This is a genomic window from Pseudomonas sp. GM78 (assembly GCF_000282475.1).
Lineage (GTDB): Bacteria > Pseudomonadota > Gammaproteobacteria > Pseudomonadales > Pseudomonadaceae > Aquipseudomonas.
In genome coordinates, this window is the sequence record NZ_AKJF01000061.1 from 80086 (window position 1) to 97268 (window position 17183).

General features: G+C 60.2%; 14 protein-coding genes. 10 read left to right on the forward strand and 4 right to left on the reverse strand.

What is annotated here, in order from left to right; translation table 11 throughout:
- Positions 1-25: 25 nt before the first annotated feature.
- Positions 26-919 carry an NAD(P)-dependent oxidoreductase gene (locus PMI35_RS23825; RefSeq protein ID WP_008056851.1) on the forward strand — a complete coding sequence of 298 codons (894 nt, stop codon included), beginning with the start codon at positions 26-28 and terminating at the stop codon, positions 917-919.
- Here PMI35_RS23825 and PMI35_RS23820 read toward each other — a convergent pair.
- A complete protein-coding gene (locus PMI35_RS23820; RefSeq protein WP_008056853.1) occupies positions 876-3092 on the reverse strand; it encodes a putative bifunctional diguanylate cyclase/phosphodiesterase in 2217 nt (738 codons plus the stop codon). The two genes, PMI35_RS23825 and PMI35_RS23820, sit on opposite strands and share 44 nt — an antisense overlap.
- A 291-nt stretch (positions 3093-3383) precedes the next feature.
- Between PMI35_RS23820 and PMI35_RS23815 the strand changes: the two genes are divergently transcribed.
- Positions 3384-4733 carry a spinster family MFS transporter gene (locus tag PMI35_RS23815; protein WP_008056855.1) on the forward strand — a complete coding sequence of 450 codons (1350 nt, stop codon included), beginning with the start codon at positions 3384-3386 and terminating at the stop codon, positions 4731-4733.
- A gap of 146 nt (positions 4734-4879) precedes the next feature.
- Here the strand turns inward: PMI35_RS23815 and rapA are convergent, their stop codons facing one another.
- Entirely contained in the window at positions 4880-7726 is a 2847-nt protein-coding gene (gene rapA / locus PMI35_RS23810) for an RNA polymerase-associated protein RapA (RefSeq protein ID WP_008056856.1), read from the reverse strand.
- Between the two features lie 231 nt (positions 7727-7957).
- Between rapA and PMI35_RS23805 the strand changes: the two genes are divergently transcribed.
- The 3 genes from PMI35_RS23805 (at position 7958) to ccoM (ending at position 8821) form a co-directional block, all read left to right on the forward strand.
- Positions 7958-8299: a hypothetical protein gene (locus PMI35_RS23805; RefSeq protein ID WP_008056858.1), complete on the forward strand. Its 342-nt coding sequence runs from the start codon at positions 7958-7960 to the stop codon at positions 8297-8299.
- A gap of 99 nt (positions 8300-8398) precedes the next feature.
- Entirely contained in the window at positions 8399-8560 is a 162-nt protein-coding gene (locus PMI35_RS34910) for a hypothetical protein (protein ID WP_008016476.1), read from the forward strand.
- 144 nt (positions 8561-8704) lie between these two features.
- Positions 8705-8821: a cytochrome c oxidase subunit CcoM gene (ccoM, locus tag PMI35_RS35710; protein WP_008056860.1), complete on the forward strand. Its 117-nt coding sequence runs from the start codon at positions 8705-8707 to the stop codon at positions 8819-8821.
- A gap of 268 nt (positions 8822-9089) precedes the next feature.
- Here ccoM and PMI35_RS23795 read toward each other — a convergent pair whose 3' ends face one another.
- Both PMI35_RS23795 and PMI35_RS23790 read right to left on the reverse strand, forming a co-directional pair.
- A complete protein-coding gene (locus PMI35_RS23795; RefSeq protein WP_008056861.1) occupies positions 9090-10565 on the reverse strand; it encodes an inorganic phosphate transporter in 1476 nt (491 codons plus the stop codon).
- A gap of 376 nt (positions 10566-10941) precedes the next feature.
- Positions 10942-11142, reverse strand: coding sequence for a hypothetical protein (locus tag PMI35_RS23790; RefSeq protein WP_008056863.1), 201 nt, complete (start codon positions 11140-11142; stop codon positions 10942-10944).
- A gap of 674 nt (positions 11143-11816) precedes the next feature.
- On the opposite strand from PMI35_RS23790, the gene pcaR reads away from it, so the two are divergent.
- From pcaR to pcaF, 5 genes are all read left to right on the forward strand, one after another.
- Entirely contained in the window at positions 11817-12659 is an 843-nt protein-coding gene (pcaR, locus tag PMI35_RS23785; RefSeq protein WP_008056864.1) for a pca regulon transcriptional regulator PcaR, read from the forward strand.
- A 131-nt stretch (positions 12660-12790) separates the two neighbouring features.
- A complete protein-coding gene (locus tag PMI35_RS23780) occupies positions 12791-14137 on the forward strand; it encodes an MFS transporter (protein ID WP_008056865.1) in 1347 nt (448 codons plus the stop codon).
- A 169-nt stretch (positions 14138-14306) separates the two neighbouring features.
- Positions 14307-15164 carry a CoA transferase subunit A gene (locus PMI35_RS23775; protein ID WP_008054173.1) on the forward strand — a complete coding sequence of 286 codons (858 nt, stop codon included), beginning with the start codon at positions 14307-14309 and terminating at the stop codon, positions 15162-15164.
- On the forward strand, positions 15164-15943 hold the full coding sequence (locus tag PMI35_RS23770) for a CoA-transferase subunit beta (RefSeq protein WP_008056867.1): 780 nt from the start codon (positions 15164-15166) through the stop codon (positions 15941-15943). The genes PMI35_RS23775 and PMI35_RS23770 overlap by 1 nt, the downstream gene beginning before the upstream one ends.
- Positions 15940-17145, forward strand: coding sequence for a 3-oxoadipyl-CoA thiolase (gene pcaF / locus PMI35_RS23765; protein WP_177325070.1), 1206 nt, complete (start codon positions 15940-15942; stop codon positions 17143-17145). Before PMI35_RS23770 ends, pcaF begins: the two co-directional genes overlap by 4 nt.
- Positions 17146-17183 lie beyond the last annotated feature (38 nt).

Sequence of the window (17183 nt, forward strand, 5' to 3'; positions counted from 1 at the left end):
TGTTCTTTAATCAAAAGGAGGCAAAATGATGTCAACGCTACCGGCCCTGGGTTTTGCCGGAATCGGCCTGATGGGCCTGCCAATGTGCCGGCGTTTGCTCGCCGCGGGTTACCCACTGACTGTGTGGAACCGCAATCCGGCCAAGTGCGCGCCGCTGGTCGAGGCCGGTGCACGCCAGGTCGCCACGCCTGCCGAGTTGTGCCAACACGCTGAGGTAGTCATGTTGTGCCTGGCGGATACGGCGGTGGTTCGCGAGGTGGTTTTCGGCAAGTCGGGCATTGCCGAGGGGGCGAAAAAGGATCAATTGCTGGTGGATTTTTCCAGCCTGGAACCCACGGCGACCCGGGAGATGGCGGCAGAACTGGGCAAGACCGGCATGGGGTGGCTGGATGCACCGGTGTCCGGCGGGGTGGTGGGCGCTGAAGCCGGCAGCCTGGCGATCATGGTCGGCGGCACCGTGGCGGACCTTGGACGCGTCAAACCGGTTTTGTTGAGTCTTGGCCAGCGCGTGACGCACATGGGCGCCGTGGGCGCAGGGCAGGTGACCAAGGTCTGCAACCAGATGATCGTTGCCTGCAACGCGTTGGTCATCGCCGAAGTGGTGGCCTTGGCGGAGCGCTCCGGGGTCGACGCCAGTCTGATCGCCGAGGCACTGGCCGGTGGGTTTGCCGATTCAAGGCCCTTGCAGTTCCTGGCTCCGCAAATGGCCGAGAGCCGTTTCGAACCGGTCAAATGGCACGTGCGGACTTTGCTCAAGGATCTGGACGGTGCGGTGAAGTTTTCCCGCGAACAAGGTTCGGCGACGCCGATCAGCGGCCTGGCTGCGCAATTGATGCGCCTGCACGGTGGGCAAGGTTTCCTGGAGAAAGACCCGTCTACATTAGTGCAGATGTACCGTGAACCAGACCCAGATGCGTGACGGTGTATGAATGCTTGCGCTGGTTGATTTCGTTCAGCACCGGCTGCAGTTCGGTTAGCGGAACCGGACGGCTGAGCAGGTAGCCCTGGACGAAGTCGCAGCCGTGGCCTTCGAGAAACCGGTACTGCTCGAAGGTTTCGACACCTTCGGTAACCACATCCAGATGGAGGGTGTGGGCCATGACGATGATGGCCTGGACGATCTCCATGTCCTGGGTGGATTTGGGAATGTCCTGGATGAATGAGCGGTCGATCTTCAACGTGTTCAGCGGCAAGCGCTTGAGGTAAGCCAGGGATGAATAACCGGTGCCGAAGTCATCGATCGACAGTGAAACGCCGAGGGCGCGTATCTGCTGCAGCAACACCAGCGTATCGGTAATGTTGCCCATCAGCGCACTCTCGGTGACCTCCAGTTCCAGTCGATGGGGCTCCACCCCGGCGCTGCGCAACGCGAGTGAGATTTCGTCGCTCAGTTCTTCGCGCGCCAGGGTCAGGGGGGAGCAATTGATGGCGATCTTCAAGTGCCCGCAACCCTGGCGCGCCAGCTCGCCCAGGTCTGCGCAGGCCTTGCGCAGCACCCAGTTGTCCAGTTCGGTAATCAGGCCATTGGCCTCGGCGATGCCAATGAAGCGGTCCGGGGCGAGGAAACCGTGGACGGGATGTTGCCAGCGGATCAACGCTTCGAGCTTGCTGACCTGGTTGGTCTTGAGGTCCAGGATCGGTTGGTAATAGAGCATCAGGCCTGTGTCTTCGCGCAGGGCATGGCGCAGTTCTTCCTCCAGTTGCAGCTCCAGCATGGCACGCGCCTTGAGGTTGGCACTGAAGAAATTCAGGCCGTTTCGACCACTGTCCTTGGATTGGTACAGCGCCAGGTCGGCGTTTTTCAGCAGTTCTTCACAAGTCTTGCCGTCCTCGGGAAACACGCTGATACCAATGCTGGTGGTCATGACCATGCGTCGCCCGGACAGCTCGATGGGTTCCTTCATTTTCAGCATGATGCGCTGGGCCATCTGCCGCGCCTCTTCACGGTCATGCAGGTCGATGAGAATGCAGAATTCGTCGCCACCAAAGCGTGCCACTACATCGTCATGACTGCGTACCGAGCTTTTGATGTGCCGGGCGAGGACCTTGAGCAGTTCATCGCCGGCATCGTGGCCGAGGCTGTCGTTGATACGCTTGAAATGGTCGATGTCGAGGAACAGCACCGCGAGCATGCCGCCTGAGTGAGTGCGCTCCAAAAGCTTCTCGGCGAAGAGCTGGTTGAACCCGCGACGGTTGACCAGGTTGGTCAGGGCGTCGTAGTGCGCCACCTGTTGCAGGGACATGCGCGCCTGGTCCAGTTGGCTGAGCAGCGAGTTGACCCGCAGCAGGTCACGGTCCTTGTGCTGCAGTTTCTTGTCTGCCAGCGCCGCGCTGATGCAACTGCCGATGATCAGTAGCGTCATGACGGTTACCGTCAGGCCCAGTTGCAGATGGTTGTTTTCGCCGGGCTCTGGCAACAGGCTGCCAGAAGGCAGCACCAGGTCGAAGGCGGCCATGCCGGTGAAATGCAGGCTGAAGATGCCTGCTCCCAGCACCAGGCTGGCGCCGCATTTGAGCAACTGATTGAAAAGTCCCGATCCGGTGCGCAGATAGCTCGCCAGCAGCAGCGCCGCCAGACTGGCGCCGATGGCGATCATGATGGAAAGGATGAACAGCGCCGGTTGGTAGTAGGCCGTCGCTTGTGAACGCATGGCAGCCATGCCCACATAGTGCATGGTGGCGATGCCCAGGCCGATGATGATCGACGCCTTGCAGCATTGGCGGACATTCAGGGTAGGCAGGCTCAGGGTGTGCATCGCCAGCCATGACGCACACAGGGCGATCAACAGCGACAGGAGTGTGATGGGCAAATGGTAGTGCACGTCGATCGGCACCTGGAACGCCAGCATGCCAATGAAGTGCATGGCCCAGATTCCGCCGGCCAGGCACCCGGCGCCGATCCAGCGCCATAAACGTTGCGACGCGGGTTTTTGCGCATGGCTGATGCGTTCGGCCATATCCAGCGTGGCAAAACAGCCGGCGCAGGCGACCAGAAAAGCCAGCAGCACCAGAAAAGGGTCATGTGCGCAATGGAGTATGACCTGTCCGCTTTCTGCTAGCTCTGTAGTGAAATGCAGACCAAGCCACTCCATAGCATGCCCCGTGGTTGTCTCCCTGGCCGGCAATCAACGCTGGCGAATGTGTTGGAGTATAGAGGCCGTGCATTGAACGCAAGGGATAGTGGCACATTGTCTCCCAATGATTTTGGAATGGACCTTAGTGCGTTTGGAAATAAAATGTTGCATGGGCCGCGTCTGTTCCCATGGGTGGGTATCAGCTTTACGAATAATTACAGACAGCCTTGGCCCGCCTGACTAGATTGCAGGTTCCGGGCTCGGATGCACTGGCAATGAAGCCCTCATAACAATAAAAGAGACGGACCCATGCAGAACTCGACCCAAGCGGCGAATGCCTGGCGCATTCTGTTCCTGCTATTCCTGGCCAACCTGTTCAACTTCTTCGACCGCACCATCCCGGCCATCATCATCGAACCGATCCGCATGGAGTGGCACCTCAGCGACTTTCAACTGGGCATCATCGGCACAGCCTTCACCATCGTCTACGCGATCGCTGGCCTGCCGCTGGGACGAATGGCCGATACCGGCTCGCGCAGCAAATTGATGGGTTGGGGCCTGGCGGCGTGGAGCGGCCTGACCGCCGTCAACGGCATGGTCGGCAGCTTCTGGAGTTTCCTGATCGTGCGCATGGGCATTGGCATCGGCGAAGCCAGTTACGCACCGGCCGCCAACTCTCTGATCGGCGACTTGTTCCCGGCGCATCGCCGGGCGCGGGCCATGGGCATTTTCATGCTTGGCCTGCCGTTGGGCCTGTTGTTGGCGTTCTTCACCATCGGCGCGATGGTCAAGGCCTTCGACAGCTGGCGTGCGCCGTTCTTCATTGCCGCGGTGCCGGGGCTGATCCTGGCGGTCTTCATGTTTTTCATCAAGGAACCGAAACGCGGCGCGGCTGAAAGCGTGCAGGTGTCGCAGGAGAAGGTTGACCGGCCTATCCGCCGTATCCTGGCAGTGCCGACTTTCCTGTGGCTGGTGCTGGCAGGGCTGTGCTTCAACTTCGCGACCTATGCCTGCAATTCGTTTCTGGTGCCGATGCTGCAGCGCTATTTCCTGATGCCGTTGCAGGAAGCGGCGGTGGCGACCGGGGTGATCGTCGGCGTGACCGGGTTGGTCGGCCTGACCCTGGGTGGCTGGGTCGCGGACAAGATTCATCAGCGAATTGCCAACGGTCGTCTGTTGTTCGCTGCGTTCAGTCTGATCATTTCAACCCTGTGCACGGCGTGGGCGCTGCATTCGGGGCGGATAGAGATTGGCGTGTTCGTGGCGGTGTTCAGCCTGGGCTGGCTGTTTGCTTATAACTTCTATACCTGCGTCTACACAGCGATTCAGGATGTGGTCGAACCGCGCCTGAGGGCCACTGCCATGGCCTTGTTCTTTGCCGGGCTGTACCTGTTGGGCGGTGGGTTGGGGCCAGTGGTGGTCGGTGCCTTGTCCGATCACTTTGCCCACACGGCGATGCTGGCGGAAGGTGCCGAACAGATGACCGAGGCGTTCAAGGCGGTCGGCCTGCATGACGCGATGTACCTGATTCCGGTGGCGCTGTTTTTTACCATGGTGTTTCTGGTGTTGGCTTCGAGGTGTTTTGTGAGGGATGCGAAGCGGATGAAGGAAGGGTTGGTGGCGGTGGTTGAGCCGGCGGGTTCTGTGGCGACTGCTTAAGATCAAAAGATCGCAGCCTTCGACAGCTCCTACATTGGATCGTGTACACCTGTAGGAGCTGCCGAAGGCTGCGATCTCTTGATTTTGATCTAAAAAAAGGCCCGCATCGCTGCGGGCCTTCTTTTTTACCGGTAGAACAGGGGGGCTTAACCCGCTACCAGCACCCGGATCGCTTCCAGTCGCAGCGCAGCCTTGTCGAGCATGGCCAGGCCTTGTTCGCGTTGCTTGCGCAAGGCAACCAGTTCGCTGTCGCGTACGGTCGGGTTGACCGCTTGCAACGCGGTCAGGCGTGCCAGTTCTTCGTCGGTATCGGCGGCCAGGCGGCGTTGCGCCTCGGCCACGCGTTCGGCGTGACGTGGGTAGATCTTGTCTTCGCCGGCGTTGATCCGTGGCGTCAGCTGATCGCGCTGGGCCTGGATGAACTTGTTGGCGCTGGCGCGCGGCACGCTTTCCAGTTGATCGTTCAAGGTCTCGAACGACACCCGGGCCGACAGGTCGTTGCCATTGGCATCGAGCAGGCAGCGCAGGGCGGCCGGCGGCAGGTAGCGGCCCAGTTGCAGCGAGCGCGGGGCAACCACTTCGCTGACGTAGAGCAGCTCCAGCAACACGGTGCCGGGTTTCAGCGCCTTGTTCTTGATCAGCGCCACGGCGGTGTTGCCCATGGAACCGGACAGCACCAGGTCCATGCCGCCCTGGACCATCGGGTGTTCCCAGGTGATGAACTGCATGTCTTCGCGAGACAGCGCCTGGTTGCGGTCGTAGGTGATGGTCACGCCTTCGTCGTCACCCAGCGGGAAGCTGGCGTCGAGCATTTTTTCGCTCGGCTTGAGGATCAGGGCGTTTTCCGAATGGTCTTCGCTGTCGATGCCGAATGCATCGAACAGGGTTTCCATGTAGATCGGCAGGGCGAACTGGTCGTCTTGCTCGAGGATGGCCTCGACCAGCGCATCGCCTTCGCCCGCACCACCGGAGTTGAGTTCCAGCAAGCGGTCACGGCCGGTGTGCAGTTCGGCTTCCAGGCGCTCGCGCTCGGTACGGGCTTCGTCGATCAGTGCTTGCCATTCACCATCGTCGGCTTCTTCGAGCAACGGCAGCAGGCGCGGGCCAAACTGATGTTGCAGGGCGTTGCCGGTCGGGCAGGTGTTGAGGAATGCGTTCAATGCTTCGTGGTACCACTGGAACAGGCGCTCTTGAGGGCTGGTTTCCAGGTACGGCACGTGCAACTCGATGGTGTGCTTCTGGCCGATCCGGTCCAGACGACCGATACGTTGTTCCAGCAGATCCGGGTGCGATGGCAGGTCGAACAGCACCAGGTGATGGGAGAACTGGAAGTTGCGGCCTTCACTGCCGATTTCCGAGCAGATCAGCACTTGCGCGCCAAATTCTTCGTCGGCGAAGTAGGCGGCGGCGCGGTCACGTTCGAGGATGTTCATGCCCTCGTGGAACACCGTGGCCGGGATGCCGGAACGCACGCGCAGGGCGTCTTCGAGGTCCATGGCGGTTTCGGCGTGGGCGCAGATCACCAGCACCTTGGTGCGCTTGAGCATTTTCAGCTGGTCGATCAGCCACTCGACGCGAGGGTCGAATTTCCACCAGCGCTCTTCCTCGCTGGCATCAGGCTGGGCCTGGAAGCTGACTTCCGGGTACAGCTCGGCGTGATCGCCCAGGGGCAATTCGAGGTATTCGTCCGGGCACGGCAGCGGGTAAGGATGCAGTTTGCGCTCCGGGAAACCCTGGACCGCGGCGCGGGTATTACGGAACAGCACACGGCCGGTGCCGTGGCGGTCGAGCAGTTCGCGCACCAGGCGGGCGCTGGCCTCGGTGTCGCCATCGTTGACGGCGGTCAGCAGGGCTTCGCCTTCGTTGCCGAGGAAGCCATGGATGGTTTCGTGGGCTTGCGGCGACAGGCGACCTTTTTCCAGCAGCTCCTGTACGGCCTCGGCCACCGGGCGATAGTTTTCGCTCTCGGCGCGGAAGGCCGCCAGGTCGTGGAAGCGGTTTGGATCGAGCAGGCGCAGGCGCGCGAAGTGACTGTCCTGGCCCAGCTGTTCCGGGGTCGCGGTCAACAGCAGGACGCCCGGAATCGTTTCCGCAAGCTGCTCGACCAGCGAGTATTCAGGGCTGACCTGATCTTCGTGCCACACCAGGTGGTGCGCTTCGTCGACCACCAGTAAGTCCCAACCGGCCGCGAACAGCGCGTCCTGGGCTTTCTCGTCGTCCACCAGCCACTCCAGGGCCACCAGGGCGAGCTGGGTGTCTTCGAACGGGTTGGAGGCATCGCTTTCGATGAAGCGTTCTTCGTCGAACAACGCGACCTGCAGGTTGAAGCGGCGGCGCATCTCCACCAGCCACTGGTGCTGGAGGTTTTCCGGCACCAGGATCAGCACGCGATTGGCGCGGCCCGAGAGCAGTTGGCGATGGATCACCAAGCCGGCTTCGATGGTTTTACCCAGGCCCACTTCGTCGGCCAGCAAAACCCGTGGCGCAATGCGGTCGGCCACTTCGCGGGCGATGTGCAACTGGTGCGCGATCGGTTGCGCACGCACGCCACCCAGGCCCCACAGCGACGACTGCAGTTGGCGGCTGGTGTGTTCCAGGGTGTGATAACGCAGGGCGAACCAGGCCAGGGGGTCGATCTGCCCGGCGAACAGACGGTCGCTGGCGAGACGGAACTGGATGAAGTTCGACAGTTGGGTTTCCGGCAGGGTGACCACTTCGTTCTGCCCGTCGAGGCCGTGATAGACCAGCAGACCATCGACGTCGTCGACTTCGCGTACGGTCAGTTTCCAGCCTTCGAAGTGAGTGATGGTGTCACCCGGAGAAAACCGCACACGTGTGAGGGGCGCATTCCGTAGCGCGTACTGGCGAGTGTCGCCAGTGGCCGGGTAGAGCACGGTCAGCAAGCGGCCGTCCTGTGCCAGAACGGTGCCCAAACCCAGCTCCGCTTCGCTGTCACTGATCCAGCGTTGCCCCGGTTGATACTGCTGCGCCATGCTGCCTGACTCCCACCTTGAAAAAGCGGGCTATCTTAACGGAATCAGGTCTCCAGACCAAAGGAATACCTGTGCAGGAACTGCCTTGAGCTGCGATCTTTTGATCTGGCCAGGCTGAACAAATCGTAGCCTGTGACAGTTCCCGCCGTGCCGATAGAGGCACAGTTTGCGACCGATGGCTCAAGTCGCCGCCGCTGCGGCCGACAGCCTGCTGACAGGAGACTGATAAATATGCTGCCACCGATGCTCCCCTTGAGTGCCGTGCCGATCACTTCACAGCACGACCCGGTCCGCCCGCGCCCGGATATCGCGCCCGTCGTGCCGATGCAGGAAAGTGCCAGCGACAGCACCATCGACCTGCAAAATCGTGATCCGGAGGAGGCTGCCCTGCTGCTGCGCGAGGAGCAGCGGCGCAAGCAAGAGCAGCAAAGACGCCGTCGTGAGGCCGACGAGGACCCAGAGGCGCACCTGCCGATCCCGGGCAACGAACTCAATGCCGACAACACCGTGCCGGTGGCTCCGTTGATGGAAGGCCAGCCTCGCCAAGGGCTGTGGGTCGATATCGAGATTTGAGCCGGTGGCTGGTCAGCGCCGTCGCCAGACCGCATTATTGGCACAATCCTGCCGAACCCTGCGGCAACTGAATTTCATTTCAAGCGATGCACTGACGCCATGAGCCAAGATGACAAGCTGATCGACCTTAATGCCGAACGCGCCAAGCGTGTCCATGACCTCAACGACAAGCGCCTGAATGAAGTGCGCCAGGCGTTTGAGCAGGCCATGCCGTTGGGCAAGGCGAAGAAAAAGCCGAAGAACAAACCGAAAAAGCGTTGAGTCCCACTGCATCGATTGATGCAGGTCAGTTTTCCCCTCCTTCTATGCCCGGCCCCGGGCAACATTGATCCCGGTCAATATTCTCTCCTGCCCGATTGGTTACCTTGGCTCCATCGCAACAGGGCAACTGCAGGGAGACGCGTCATGTTTTTCGACAACGTGGTGATCGCCGGAGTGCTGACCGTCAGCCTCATGTTGGTATTTTTTGCAGGGTTCGGATTTTTTATCTGGAAAGACTCGCACAAGCGCAAAAAGCCGTAGGTCTTTCTTGAGGCAATGAGCACGCAAGGCATTTTGGGCAACTTCGGTTGCCCTTTTTTTTTTGCCTGCGATTTCTATCGGGCACACAAAACATCTGTAGGAGCTGAGCTTGCTCGCGATAGCGGTTTAACATCCAACGTAGATGCTGAATGTTACGGCCTCTTCGCGAGCAAGCTCAGCTCCTACAGGTTTCGGGTTGTTTGCCTTTCTTGCGGCAATAAAAAAGGCGCGGTCCTCACGGAGCGCGCCTTTTTCGTACAGCTGCGTATCAGCTACCCAGCGCCTTCGACGCCAGCCAGAACAGGCCGGCCGACAGCGCCACCGTGGCCGGCAGGGTCAGGACCCAGGCCAGCAGGATGGTTTTGACCGTGCCACCTTGCAGGCCGCTTTTGTTGGCGACCATGGTACCGGCCACGCCCGAGGACAGGACGTGGGTAGTGGACACCGGCAGGCTGAAGATGTTGGCCATGCCGATCAGGCTCGCGGTGGTGATCTGCGCCGACATGCCCTGGGAATAGGTCATGCCTTGCTTGCCGATCTTCTCGCCGATGGTCAGTACCACGCGTTTCCAGCCAACCATGGTACCCAGGCCCAGGGCCAGGGCGACCGCCAGGATGACCCAGAACGGAGCGTATTCAGTGGTCGTGGTCAGGTCCTTGCGCAGCTTGTCCAGGTCGGCCTTTTCACGGGCGCCCAGGATTGGCAATTTGCTGACTTTCTTCGCCGTGTCATCCAGGCACAGCAGGTAGCGACGTACTTCGATGCGGCTTTCCGATGACAGCGAATGGTAGTCAGCTACACCTTTAAGGGTGCCCAGCAGTGCGTCGATGGTCGGTTCGGTCTGCTGCGGGTTGCAGCGGAACTTCTCCGGCAAATCGCCTTCCAAGCTTTTGCCCAGGGCCAGGAACTCGCCCAGGGAGTCGGCGTTGCGCTTGTAGAACTGGCTCAAGTGCAAGGTCGCGTCGCGGGTACGTTCGATCTGGTAGGTGGTGCTGTTCAGGTCGAGTACGAACTGCGCTGGCACAATACCGATCAGCACCAGCATGATCAGGCCGATACCTTTCTGACCATCGTTGGAGCCGTGCACGAAGCTCACGGCCATGGCCGAGATCACCAGTACCAGGCGGTTCCAGAACGGTGGGTGCTTCTTGTCGTCGATCTTGCGGCGCTGTTCCGGCGTCTTGTGCATCTTCGACAGCGGACGCCACCATTTAAGACCGATCAGTATCAGCGCGGCGATCAGGAAACCTGCCATCGGCGAGAACACCAGCGACATGGCGATGTCGATCGCCTTTTGCCAGTTCACCCCGTCGGCCAGCGGAATATCGTTGATCAGGGCATTTGCCAGGCCTACGCCGAGGATCGAACCGATCAGCGTGTGGGAGCTGGAGGCCGGGATACCGAAGTACCAGGTGCCCAGGTTCCAGGTGATGGCCGCTGCGAGCAGCGAGAAAACCATTGCCAGGCCGTGGCCGGTGTTCACGTTGATCAGCAGTTCAACCGGCAGCAGGTGGACAATGGCATACGCCACGCCAACGCCACCGAGCAATACGCCAAGGAAATTGAACACACCGGAAAAGAACACCGCCAGATGTGGAGGCATGGCTTTGGTGTAGATAACAGTGGCTACCGCGTTAGCGGTGTCATGAAATCCATTGATGAACTCGAAGGCGAGGACAAAAGCCAGGGCGAGCAAGAGGCTCACAAGCACCCAAGCATCCAGTCCGCTGAATAAATCGATCATGAAGGTTTTCTGACCCGGTCATAAGGGGGCGCGATTATGCCAGAAAAGACTGGAAATCGATGCACTTGCTGCTCATCGGTAACATTCTTCAACGAATTATTTTGCAACGGTGCCCATAACCCCGGTGAATTTCAGGGTTTTGCAAGTGATTGAATTTCTTTGGAAAGCCCGCAGGCACAGGGGTTTGCCTCACCTGTAGGGGGTGTGGGCATGCTTGTATGAAATTTCTGAAAAAAGGGTCAGATTCGAGCCTTCAACCTCGTCCGGTGGGCAAGGCGGCCGCTGCCCGCTCGTAGCGGGCGCAAAAGGCAACATCCATACATTCCGCTTTTAACGGATGCAATGCAGACCCCGGCAGGTATTCAAGCCCAGGCCATCATGGCTCCTCGGCTTTGAGTTCCTTTTCCATTTTTTCCAGTTCTTGCTTGAAAACCTGATCCTGAACGGTGGCACGTTTGCGCCATGGCTTGCGTTCCGGTTCTGGCTGGGCGGCGTAGGTGGTGACTTCCCCGCCGTAAACTTCCTTGTAACGTTGTTCCTGGCGCTCAAGTTCCGCGCGCAGTTCGTCTTTTGTCACGGTGCTACCTGATTGAGTTGAGATGAATTCTGGTGAAACGCGCTGCACTGATGTATTGACCGCACGCGTCGAATGCAAAAGCCCTTGCAAGCATCGCTTTTGCGACAGTGCGATCGTTACTTCCATGTTGCAGGCGGCCACGGCACCAGAGATAAACAGCTGACGTAGCATCAGAGCCTGTTTCAGCAAGCGCGTTGGCGCCATGCGGATGCAATCGGCGTCAGGTGCTTGCTGTGGAGAGCGGCGATGGAACATCGCGCCACCGGGTAGCGGCATCGGCCAATGAAAAACCGAATGGCTACTGAATTACATTATAGCGAGCGATTTAGAGAACACTATCACGATAGAGTTAAAAGTGGATCTTGATGTGTGATTGTTTTTTATCCATAACCGTTACTGGCAACTTGGGTATGGATGATGCCACTGTACGGCTATGCCTTTCTGGCGCCATTAAGTCGCACAACTAAAGACAGTTACATTGCACCTTGGAGTCTGCGGCGCCTGAGCAAAAACATGTACTGATGGCTGCATGACCGGTTGCATCATGAACAGCATGGATTGCGATTATCGAGCAATGGTTCGATAATCGCCCAGTGTCTTGGGGCCGGGCTTGTGTGCCCAGCAGCCAGTGCCCTGTAATAGCTCGCCGATCCGTCCGGGAAAAGGACCTTGTTATGAACGATCAACTGCGCAACTCCTTCGCTTCGGTGGCACCGCCGATCGTTGCTTCACCCGCCAAGCGGATCCAGGCCCTGACCGGTGATCCGGATTTCATGACCTCGCTGGCGCGTGGGCTGGCCGTGGTGCAAGCCTTCCAGGAGCGCAAGCGGCACCTGACCATTGCGCAGATCAGCCATCGCACGGAAATTCCCCGCGCCGCCGTGCGACGTTGCCTGCACACGCTGATCAAGCTCGGTTACGCCACCACCGATGGCCGTACGTATTCGCTGCTGCCCAAAGTGCTGACCCTCGGCCATGCTTATGTGTCCTCGACGCCGCTGGCTGTTTCTGCGCAACCCTACCTGGACCGTATGAGCGAGCAACTCCATGAGGCCTGCAACATGGCCACCCTGGAAGGCGATGACATTCTATATATCGCCCGCTCGGCGACCACCCAGCGCCTGATTTCGGTCGACCTTTCGGTGGGCGGACGCCTGCCGGCCTATTGCACGTCGATGGGCAGGATCCTGCTTGCCGCTCTCGATGACACGTCGTTGCGCGAGTATCTCGACCACGCCGACCTGCAAGCCAAGACCAGTCGTACCATTCATACCCCTGAGGCCTTGCTCGAATGCCTGCAGGAAGTGCGTCAGCAGGGGTGGTGCATCGTCGATCAGGAGCTGGAGCAGGGACTGCGCTCGATCGCCGTCCCGGTCTACGACGCTTCCGGCCAGGTGGTCGCAGCGCTCAACGTCAGTACCCACGCCGGCCGGGTCAGCCGCAGCGAGCTCGAGCAGCGTTTCCTGCCCGGTCTGTTGAGTGCCAGCCGCGACCTCAGCGCGCAGCTGTTTGCCTAAGGTGTTCGATAATCGCACGGAGTCGCTTTTAGTGAATTGACGCTGTTTCCTGCAGATTATTACTGTCGCGGCTGCGCCAACCTTTCGGCTGGCACCTGTTCGACTGTGTACTTTTGCGTGGAAAAATAATAATGAACCAGCCCCAGTCTGCTGTAGGTAACTGCCTCGACGTGCAGTCCTTCATCAATGCCCAGCCCATTTCGCGTTATCAATGGCGAGTGGTGATCCTGTGTTTCCTGATTGTCTTCCTCGATGGCCTCGATACGGCGGCCATGGGCTTTATCGCGCCCGCCCTGTCCCAGGATTGGGGTATCGACCGCGCCAGCCTGGGCCCGGTCATGAGTGCGGCGCTGATCGGCATGGTCTTCGGCGCATTGGGCTCCGGCCCTTTGGCTGATCGTTTCGGGCGAAAAGTCGTACTGGTGGGCGCCGTGTTCTTGTTCGGTGCATTCAGCCTGGCGTCGGCTTACAGTACAAATGTCGATCAGTTGCTGGTCTTGCGTTTCCTCACTGGCCTGGGGTTGGGTGCCGGGATGCCGAACGCCACCACGTTGCTGTCGGAATACACCCCGGAGCGCAAGAAGTCCCTGCTGGTGACCAGCATGTTCTGCGGCTTCAACCTGGGTATGGCCGGTGGCGGATTCATTTCGGCCAAGCTGATTCCGGCCTTCGGCTGGCACAGCCTGCTGTTGATCGGCGGGATCCTGCCGTTGATCCTCGGCGTCGTGTTGCTGTTCTGGCTACCCGAATCGGCGCGTTTTCTTGTCGTGCGTAATCGCGGCACAGACAAAGTACGCAAGACGCTGGCGCCCATCGACCCGGCGGTGGTGGCCCAGGCATCGGGCTTCAGCGTGCCGGAACAAAAAACCGTGAAGGCGCGCAACGTGTTTGCCGTGATCTTCAGCGGCACCTACAGCGTCGGCACCTTGTTGTTGTGGCTGACCTACTTCATGGGCCTGGTGATTGTTTACCTGCTGACCAGCTGGCTGCCAACCCTGATGCGCGACAGTGGCGCGAGCATGGAGCAGGCCACGTTCATCGGCGCGCTGTTCCAGTTCGGTGGGGTGTTGAGCGCAGTGGGCGTAGGCTGGGCGATGGATAGGTTCAATCCGCACAAGGTCATCGGCACGTTCTACCTGTTGGCCGGGGTGTTTGCCTACGCGGTAGGGCAGAGCCTGGGCAATATCACCCTCCTGGCGACCCTGGTGCTGGTGGCCGGTATGTGTGTCAACGGTGCGCAATCGGCGATGCCGTCGCTGGCGGCGCGGTTTTATCCGACTCAAGGACGTGCCACCGGGGTGTCGTGGATGCTCGGGATTGGCCGCTTCGGCGCGATCCTGGGGGCATGGATGGGCGCGACCCTGCTGGGGCTGGGCTGGAATTTCGAGCAAGTGCTGACGGCATTGGTGATTCCGGCGGCGTTGGCGACTGCTGCGGTGCTGATTAAAGGCGTGGTCAGTCATGCGGATGCGACCTGATAGCAGTTTTCAGAAACGGTAGCCTGACAACAATGTGTTCGATAAACGAACACTCAGTCGATTATCGGATTGTTTGGCGTATGGCAGGAGCTTAATCTTTAACCAATCCGGCGCTGCGCATCGGCGCCTTTTCACCACGTTGGTTAATAAAAAATGGGAGCCTGCCCCAATGGCTGAAATTCTTTCGCTGCACGACGCGGTGAAGCAATTCGTGAATGACGGCGATACGGTCGCACTCGAAGGCTTTACTCACCTGATCCCGACAGCGGCGGGTCACGAAATCATTCGCCAGGGCAAGAAAGACCTGACCCTGGTGCGGATGACCCCTGACCTGATCTACGATCAGTTGATCGGCGCCGGTTGTGCTCGCAAGCTGATTTTCTCCTGGGGGGGCAACCCTGGCGTCGGTTCGTTGCATCGTCTGCGTGACGCTGTCGAGAAGCAGTGGCCCCACGCCCTGGAAATTGAAGAACACAGCCACGCCGACCTGGCCAACGCCTATGTCGCTGGCGCATCCGGCCTACCGTTCGCGGTGCTGCGTGCCTACGCCGGTTCCGACCTGCCGAAGGTCAACCCGCTGATCAAGTCCGTCACTTGCCCGTTCACCGGCGAAGTGCTGGCTGCCGTGCCTTCGGTACGCCCGGACATCACCGTGATCCACGCGCAAAAAGCCGACCGCAAGGGCAACGTGCTGTTGTGGGGCATTCTCGGCGTGCAGAAAGAAGCTGCGCTGGCTGCCAAGCGCTGCATCGTCACCGTTGAGGAAATCGTCGATGACCTGAACGCGCCGATGAACTCCTGTGTCCTGCCAACCTGGGCCCTGAGCGCGGTTTGCCACGTCCCTGGTGGTGCTCATCCTTCCTATGCCCACGGTTACAACGAGCGCGACAACCGCTTCTACCAGGCTTGGGACCCGATTGCCCGCGACCGTGAAACCTTCACTGCGTGGATCAACGAGTACATCCATGGCAGCGCTGACTTCAGCGAGTTCCAGGCCAAACTGGCCGCCGCTTCGGAGGCGAAGTAATGACTTACACCACCAATGAAATGATGACCGTCGCTGCCGCCCGCCGCCTGAAGAACGGTTCTGTATGCTTCGTGGGTATCGGCCTGCCGTCGAAAGCGGCCAACCTGGCGCGCCTGACCTCCTCGCCAGACGTGGTGCTGATCTACGAATCGGGCCCGATCGGTGCCAAGCCGAGCGTACTGCCACTGTCGATCGGTGACGGTGAACTGGCGGAAACCGCTGATACCGTGGTCCCGACCGGTGAGATTTTCCGCTACTGGCTGCAGGGCGGGCGTATCGACGTCGGTTTCCTCGGCGCTGCGCAAGTCGACCGTTTCGGCAACATCAACACCACTGTGGTCGGTGATTACCACGCACCGAAAGTGCGTCTGCCGGGTGCCGGTGGCGCGCCGGAGATTGCCGGTTCCGCCAAGAGCGTGCTGATCATCCTCAAGCAGTCGTCGCGTTCGTTCGTCGACAAACTCGACTTCATCACGTCGGTCGGCCATGGCGAGGGTGGTGATTCACGCAAGCGTCTGGGCCTGCCGGGCGCAGGTCCTATAGGGATCATTACCGACCTGTGCATCATGGAGCCGGAAGCCGGCACCCACGAATTTGTGGTCACTGCACTGCACCCGGGCGTGACCCGCGAGCAAGTGGTCGCGGCTACCGGTTGGCCGATCCGTTTTGCCGACAACGTCGACACCACCGCCGAGCCGACCGAGGTCGAGCTGACCGCACTGCGCGATCTGGAAGCCCGCACCGCAGCGGCCCATGGCCAAGCACCAGGAGAAGCATAATGCGTGAAGTTTATATCTGCGACGCGATTCGCACCCCCATCGGCCGTTTCGGCGGAGGCCTGTCGGCGGTTCGCGCCGACGACCTGGCCGCCGTGCCGATCAAGGCCCTGATGGAGCGCAACCCGTCGGTGGACTGGAACGCAGTGGACGAGGTGTTCCTCGGCTGCGCCAACCAGGCCGGTGAAGACAACCGCAACGTGGCGCGCATGGCGCTGCTGCTGGCGGGTCTGCCGGAATCGATTCCTGGCGTGACGCTCAATCGCCTGTGCGCTTCGGGCATGGATGCCATCGGCACCGCGTTCCGCGCCATTGCCAGTGGCGAAATGGAGCTGGCGATTGCCGGTGGCGTCGAATCGATGTCCCGCGCACCGTTCGTGATGGGCAAGGCCGACGCCGCGTTCTCGCGCAACATGAAACTCGAAGACACCACCATCGGTTGGCGCTTCATCAACCCGTTGATGAAAGCCCAGTACGGTGTGGATGCGATGCCGCAGACCGCCGACAACGTCGCCGACGATTACGAAGTGTCCCGTGAAGACCAGGACGCGTTCGCCCTGCGCAGCCAGCAACGCACCGCTGCCGCGCAAGCCGCGGGCTTTTTCGCCGAAGAGATCGTCGAAGTGCGCATTGCCCACAAGAAGGGTGAAACAGTTGTCAGCCAGGATGAGCATCCTCGCGCCGACACGTCCCTGGAAACCCTGGCCAAACTCAAGCCAGTCAATGGCCCGGACAAAACCGTCACTGCCGGCAACGCTTCCGGTGTGAACGACGGCGCCGCGGCATTGATCCTGGCCTCGGCCGAAGCGGTGAAAAAGCACGGTCTGACGGCTCGCGCCAAAGTATTGGGCATGGCCAGCGCCGGTGTTGCACCTCGGGTGATGGGTATTGGCCCGGTGCCAGCGGTGCGCAAGTTGACCGAACGCCTGGGTGTGGCGGTCAGCGATTTCGACGTCATCGAACTCAACGAAGCGTTCGCCAGCCAGGGCCTGGCGGTGCTGCGCGAACTGGGGCTGGCGGACGACGCACCTCAAGTCAACCCGAACGGTGGCGCCATTGCCTTGGGCCATCCGTTGGGCATGAGCGGTGCGCGTTTGGTACTGACTGCTCTGCATCAGCTGGAAAAAACCGGTGGCAAGAAAGGTCTGGCGACCATGTGCGTCGGTGTCGGCCAAGGTCTGGCCCTGGCGATCGAGCGCGTCTGACGCGCTCGAAAAGACTTATAAGAACTGAGGAATGTTTC

What these genes read in the sequence shown, in the direction of transcription:
- PMI35_RS23770 (WP_008056867.1), top strand. Translation starts at nt 15,164, where the DNA reads ATGACTTACACCACCAATGAAATGATGACCGTCGCTGCCGCCCGCCGC.
- PMI35_RS23820 (WP_008056853.1), bottom strand. Translation starts at nt 3,092, where the DNA reads ATGGAGTGGCTTGGTCTGCATTTCACTACAGAGCTAGCAGAAAGCGGA.
- pcaR (WP_008056864.1), top strand. Translation starts at nt 11,817, where the DNA reads ATGAACGATCAACTGCGCAACTCCTTCGCTTCGGTGGCACCGCCGATC.
- PMI35_RS23805 (WP_008056858.1), top strand. Translation starts at nt 7,958, where the DNA reads ATGCTGCCACCGATGCTCCCCTTGAGTGCCGTGCCGATCACTTCACAG.
- PMI35_RS23780 (WP_008056865.1), top strand. Translation starts at nt 12,791, where the DNA reads ATGAACCAGCCCCAGTCTGCTGTAGGTAACTGCCTCGACGTGCAGTCC.
- ccoM (WP_008056860.1), top strand. Translation starts at nt 8,705, where the DNA reads ATGTTTTTCGACAACGTGGTGATCGCCGGAGTGCTGACCGTCAGCCTC.
- PMI35_RS23815 (WP_008056855.1), top strand. Translation starts at nt 3,384, where the DNA reads ATGCAGAACTCGACCCAAGCGGCGAATGCCTGGCGCATTCTGTTCCTG.
- PMI35_RS23795 (WP_008056861.1), bottom strand. Translation starts at nt 10,565, where the DNA reads ATGATCGATTTATTCAGCGGACTGGATGCTTGGGTGCTTGTGAGCCTC.
- PMI35_RS23825 (WP_008056851.1), top strand. Translation starts at nt 26, where the DNA reads ATGATGTCAACGCTACCGGCCCTGGGTTTTGCCGGAATCGGCCTGATG.
- PMI35_RS23775 (WP_008054173.1), top strand. Translation starts at nt 14,307, where the DNA reads ATGGCTGAAATTCTTTCGCTGCACGACGCGGTGAAGCAATTCGTGAAT.
- rapA (WP_008056856.1), bottom strand. Translation starts at nt 7,726, where the DNA reads ATGGCGCAGCAGTATCAACCGGGGCAACGCTGGATCAGTGACAGCGAA.
- PMI35_RS34910 (WP_008016476.1), top strand. Translation starts at nt 8,399, where the DNA reads ATGAGCCAAGATGACAAGCTGATCGACCTTAATGCCGAACGCGCCAAG.